8 protein-coding genes are annotated in these 4,896 nt (G+C 64.9%); all 8 read left to right on the top strand.

The genetic code is table 11. From position 1 onward, the window contains the following. Positions 1-125 precede the first annotated feature (125 nt). Entirely contained in the window at positions 126-524 is a 399-nt protein-coding gene (gene dksA, locus ACY693_RS14995; protein ID WP_462322620.1) for an RNA polymerase-binding protein DksA, read from the top strand. Beyond that, positions 524-979, top strand: a complete 456-nt coding sequence (locus ACY693_RS14990) for a Fur family transcriptional regulator (RefSeq protein WP_462322619.1) — start codon at positions 524-526, stop codon at positions 977-979. Before dksA ends, ACY693_RS14990 begins: the two co-directional genes overlap by 1 nt. A gap of 81 nt (positions 980-1,060) precedes the next feature. After that, a complete protein-coding gene (locus ACY693_RS14985) occupies positions 1,061-1,762 on the top strand; it encodes an alkylmercury lyase family protein (RefSeq protein ID WP_462322618.1) in 702 nt (233 codons plus the stop codon). 44 nt (positions 1,763-1,806) lie between these two features. Further along, positions 1,807-2,244, top strand: coding sequence for a hypothetical protein (locus ACY693_RS14980; protein WP_462322617.1), 438 nt, complete (start codon positions 1,807-1,809; stop codon positions 2,242-2,244). Beyond that, positions 2,241-3,656, top strand: coding sequence for a cysteine--tRNA ligase (cysS, locus tag ACY693_RS14975; protein WP_462322616.1), 1,416 nt, complete (start codon positions 2,241-2,243; stop codon positions 3,654-3,656). Before ACY693_RS14980 ends, cysS begins: the two co-directional genes overlap by 4 nt. Continuing rightward, positions 3,653-3,907, top strand: a complete 255-nt coding sequence (gene yidD, locus ACY693_RS14970; RefSeq protein WP_462322615.1) for a membrane protein insertion efficiency factor YidD — start codon at positions 3,653-3,655, stop codon at positions 3,905-3,907. The genes cysS and yidD overlap by 4 nt, the downstream gene beginning before the upstream one ends. Continuing rightward, complete coding sequence (locus tag ACY693_RS14965) at positions 3,901-4,518, top strand: 6-pyruvoyl trahydropterin synthase family protein (protein WP_462322614.1); 618 nt, start codon at positions 3,901-3,903, stop codon at positions 4,516-4,518. The genes yidD and ACY693_RS14965 overlap by 7 nt, the downstream gene beginning before the upstream one ends. Positions 4,519-4,581: 63 nt before the next feature. Further along, positions 4,582-4,896: FAD-dependent oxidoreductase (locus ACY693_RS14960; RefSeq protein WP_462322613.1), on the top strand; the 315-nt coding region annotated here is incomplete at its 3' end.

Below are 4,896 nucleotides of genomic sequence, written 5' to 3'. Positions count from 1 at the left end.
CACGCCCCAGCTTGGCGGGATGATCCTTCAGACGAGGTGACCGATCGATGCAAGACAGCGAGCGGGAGCGAGACGGGCAAGGCTCCGCGACCTCAAACAGCGGACCTCCTCTCGATGACGAGTACATGGGTCCGCGCCAGCTGGCCTATTTCAAGCAGAAGCTGCTGGACTGGCGATCAGCGTTGCTCGCCGAGGCTAAGGCGACCCTCGCGGAGTTAAAGAACGACAGCCACCATGAGGTCGGCGACGAGGTAGACCGAGCCAACCGCGAGGCCGACCAGACGCTGGAGCTGCGCACACGCGATCGCTACCGCAAGCTCGAACGCAAGATTGACGCCGCTATCGCCCGTATCGACGACGGCAGCTATGGCTGGTGCGAGGAGACCGGCGAGCCCATCGGCCTGGCGCGGCTCGAAGCCCGCCCCGTCGCGACGCTGTGCGTGGATGCCCAGGAACGGCTCGAGATGCGCGAACGACAAAACGGGCGCGCCCCGGCGTCGAGTTTGAGTAAAGACCGTTCTTGATGAATAGCGAACGGGTAGACCGGATCATCGCGCGCGCTGAGGCCCTGTGTCGCGAGCGCGGCGTGCGACTCACCGAGCAACGTGAGGCGGTGCTGCGCTTGCTGTGTGCCTCGGGTAAACCGCTGACCGCCTATGAGCTGCTCGATCGGATGCGCGGTGTGTTGAAGAACCCTACGCCGCCGACAGTCTACAGGGCCTTGGACTTTCTGCTCGGGCAGGGGCTGGTGCAGAAGCTCGAAAGCCTGCACGCCTACATCGGCTGCACACACCCGGATCACCCGCACGCGGGTCAGTTCCTCATCTGTGACGCCTGCGGTGAAGTGACCGAGGTCGAGGACGCCGGTTTGGCCGAGAGCCTGCGTGCCGCAGGTCAAGCCCGCGGATTCCGCGCCAAACGGCCGATCGTCGAGGTCCTGGGGACCTGCGTGCGGTGCACCGCGAAGCGGGACCAGTAGGCCGAAGCCGAAGCCGAAGCCGAATTCGACAGTGAGTCGGAATCGACTCCTGACAACCGACCTCAAGAGGAGATGCAGACCATGTCTCTCGAGCAAGCAGCAACCAACGAGTATCCCACCGTGCCCGACGTCAACGATAAGATCGCCGCCGCCATCGACAAGCTGAGCAGCCAGCTGCCGCTGCGGGCGCGCCAGCAGGCGTTGCCCCCCAAGCTGGCGGCGGCCCACCGCGCCATCCTGCGCACCCTGGCCGAGGAGGGCCGCGCCCCAAGCAATGGCGAATTGGCGCCCCTGGTGGGTGCCGACGGCGTGGCAGCAGCCATCGAACGCCTCGGCGGCGACGACCTGGTGGTGCTCAACGCCGACCGAACCGCGGTGGTGGGCGCTTACCCCATGACGACCGAGGACACCGCCCACCACCTTCGGGTGAACGGCCGTGCCGTGAACGCCATCTGCGCCCTCGACGCGATGGTGGTGGGGCCCATGTATGACGCCGACGTGGCCATCGAGTCCCGCTGCCATGTGACCGGAGAGCCCGTCCGAATTCACCAGCAGGGGCACCAGATCCACTCGGCCGAGCCTTCCGACGACGTGCGGGTGGGGGTGCGCTGGGAGCAGCCCGGCGCCTGCGCCGCCCACAGCATGTGCCTGGAGATGGTGTTTCTGAAGGACGGCGACACCGCCCACCGCTGGGTGGAAGAGGGCGAGGGCGACAAGACCGAGTTCACCCTCGACGAGGCCGTGGCCTTCGGCGCCGGTTTCTTCGTGCCGCTGGTGAAGTAGCGGCTCCAACGCAGGCTAGGCCTGTTTAAGCCAAGGCAGCGATGATGCATCGAACGCGAATCAAGCCAAGACACACCATCCCGCTGGTCAGCGGCATGCAGTTCCTGGAGGACACATCGGGCAAGGACCGACGCAGCCTAAGCGCGTCGCTACGTGGGGGCCGCCACCCTGTCTCCGGGGACACGGCCTCGTTCCGCACCGTACCGATCGACACCCCTGATGTCGCCGAGACCGCCGTTTGCGCGCCAGCGACGCTGCGCCTGGCCGAGGAACTGTTCGACCGCTGGAACGAGGCACTCCGAAGCGGCGATGCCCGGCGTGTCAGTGAGTGCTACACGGATGACGCGGTTCTGTTGCCGACGGTCTCCAACGTGCCTCGGCTCTCCCGCAGCGAGATCCAGGACTACTTCGAGACCTACGGGATCGACAGGGCTGAGATCGAAGCCACTTTCAACGCCTTAGCGCAAGGAGCGGTCGCGTGAGCCCGCCGATTCGTCTGCACAACACACTGACCCGCAGGAAGGAGCCTTTGCAGACCGAACGGCCCGATCGAGTGACGATGTACGTCTGCGGCCCGACGGTCTACAACTACGCTCACATCGGCAATGCCCGACCTGCGGTGGTGTTCGACGTGCTCTCAAGGCTGCTGCGGCATGACTACCGCGAGGTGATCTACGCCCGCAACTTCACCGACGTCGATGACAAGATCAATGCGGCGGCCGCCGCTGCGGGCGTTCCCATCGCCACCATCACAGACCGCTACATCAACGCCTATCACGAGGACATGCAGGCACTGGGTGTGCTGACGCCCGACCTGGAGCCCCGCGTCACCGGGCACATCCCCGCCATCATCGAACTAATCCAGACGTTAATCGCGCGCGGCCATGCCTACGTCGAGCGGGAGCATGTGCTGTTTCATGTGCTTTCCTATCCCGAGTACGGACAGCTCTCGGGGCGGCGCATCGATGAGATGCTCGCCGGTGCCCGCGTCGACGTCGCACCCTACAAGCGAGACCCGTTGGACTTCGTCCTGTGGAAGCCCTCGACACCCGACCTGCCGGGCTGGGAGAGCCCCTGGGGCCGGGGTCGTCCGGGCTGGCACATCGAATGCTCGGCCATGATCGGCCAGCACCTGGGCGAAACCATCGACATCCACGGTGGTGGCCAGGATCTGATCTTCCCGCACCACGAGAACGAGATCGCTCAAGGCACCTGCGCCCATGGCGCCCCCTACTGCCGCACCTGGGTACACAACAGCTTCGTCACAGTGGATGGGCAGAAGATGTCCAAGTCGCTTGGCAATGTATTGCTGGTGCGCGATCTGCTGGACGAGGCGCCGGGTGAAGCGATCCGCCTGGCGTTGCTCTCCACCCACTACCGGCGCCCCCTGGACTGGACTGCGCAGCGCCTGTTGGCTGCGCGACAGGCCCTGACCCGTTACTACGAGAGCCTCGCGAAAGTGGTCCATGTCACCGTCTTGCCAGAGGTCACCCCGGACGCGGAGCTGCTGGAGGCCCTGAGGAACGATCTCAATGTCCCTGGCGCACTGGGGCGTCTGCGCGTGCTGCTGACGCAACTGGACAACGCAGACACGGACGCCCGGCGGGCGCACGCCAAGTCCGTTCTACTGGCCTCCTCCGGGTTGTTGGGGTTGCTGCGGCAGGCACCGCAGACGGCACTGGCGGCGTTGCGGCCAGCGGCATTGATGCCGTCCGCGCGGTCGTCCGACCCCGCCCGGATCAGGACCCTTGTAGCGAAGCGAGAGCAGGCGCGTCGGAGCCGCGATTATGCCAAAGCGGATGCGCTGCGCGAGGAGCTTGAGGGCGCCGGATACATCGTCGAGGACACTCCTGAGGGTCCTCTGCTGCGACCGGCCGCTTCGGTGCCCGCATGAAGCATTGGCCTGCCGGTCTGCTAGTGCTGCTGATGCGCGGCTACCAGCTGTTCATCAGCCCGATGCTCGGCCCGCACTGTCGATTCCATCCGACCTGCTCGCAGTACGCCATCGAGGCGCTACGAACCCACGGTGCGCTCAGGGGATCATGGCTGACGCTGCTGCGCCTGGGGCGCTGCCATCCTCTGCATCCAGGCGGCTACGACCCTGTGACGCCTGCCCGTTCCGACGAGCGAGGCGGCAGGTGCTGATTCGCAAGCTCTTCAAGTTCGAGAACGCGCACAGCGTGCGCGGATGCAGCACGCGGCGGTGCTCGCATTCGATCCACGGCCATTCGTACAAGGTCGAACTGCTGCTGGAGGCGCATGCCTTCGACAATGGACAGATGGTCTATGACTTTGGCCTGCTCAAGCGCCTTGTGCACGATCTGATTGACGCCTTCGATCATTCCGTTGCGCTCTGGTCAGGTGATGACCCGGACTACCTGGATGCCATGCGCGCGCATTCCGAGCGCTGGGTCCTGATCCCGGTGTCGCCGAGCGCCGAGCAGTTTTCTCGGCTGTTCTTTCGTCTCGTCGATACCGCGCTCTCATTGGCCGACAGGACCAACGGCGAGGCGGACCTACGGCTGCATTCGGTCATCGTCCACGAGACGGAGACCGGCTATGCGCACTGCTTCCGCGAGGATGCCGACAATCCGCGCATGGGCCGCATCGATCTGGCTGCCATTCAGTTCGCGCCGGCCATCTTGGCGCAATGGCGTGACCCGGGCTTCTTTGATCGGCTGAAGAGGCTAACCGCAGGAGCAATCTGTCCGATCACCCTGAAAGGGGCCTTCATTTGCGTTCCAAGGGTACGCTGACCGCGCAGAGCGGACAGTGCTTCAGCCCGCTTCCACCTAGCGTCGTAAGGCCGAGGAGTACCGATGAATGAGCGGGTAACACGAGACGATCTGTATGACGTTGTGATCATCGGCGCCGGTGCCGCAGGCATCGGCGTCGCGGTGGCGCTCCAGGACGCTGGGATCGAGAATTTCGTTGTTCTAGAGCGTCACACGGTCGGTGCCTCATTCGCCTCGTGGCCGGCCGAGACGCGCTTCATCACGCCGTCGTTCCCAACCAATTCATTCGGCATGCTCGACCTGAACTCGATCGCGATGGGCGTTTCGCCCGCGCTGAGTCTAGAAGTCGAGCATCCGACAGGCCAGGAGTACGCGTCACACTTGCGTGTCGTCGCACAG

The sequence above is a fragment of the Halochromatium sp. genome, assembly GCF_054919635.1.
The sequence above is the reverse complement of the archived record's forward strand: the minus strand, read 5'-3'. Positions and strand labels throughout refer to the sequence as shown.

Coding starts and splice junctions, on each gene's coding strand:
- dksA (WP_462322620.1), top strand. CDS start 126: ATGGGTCCGCGCCAGCTGGCCTATTTCAAGCAGAAGCTGCTGGACTGG.
- ACY693_RS14990 (WP_462322619.1), top strand. CDS start 524: ATGAATAGCGAACGGGTAGACCGGATCATCGCGCGCGCTGAGGCCCTG.
- ACY693_RS14985 (WP_462322618.1), top strand. CDS start 1,061: ATGTCTCTCGAGCAAGCAGCAACCAACGAGTATCCCACCGTGCCCGAC.
- ACY693_RS14980 (WP_462322617.1), top strand. CDS start 1,807: ATGCATCGAACGCGAATCAAGCCAAGACACACCATCCCGCTGGTCAGC.
- yidD (WP_462322615.1), top strand. CDS start 3,653: ATGAAGCATTGGCCTGCCGGTCTGCTAGTGCTGCTGATGCGCGGCTAC.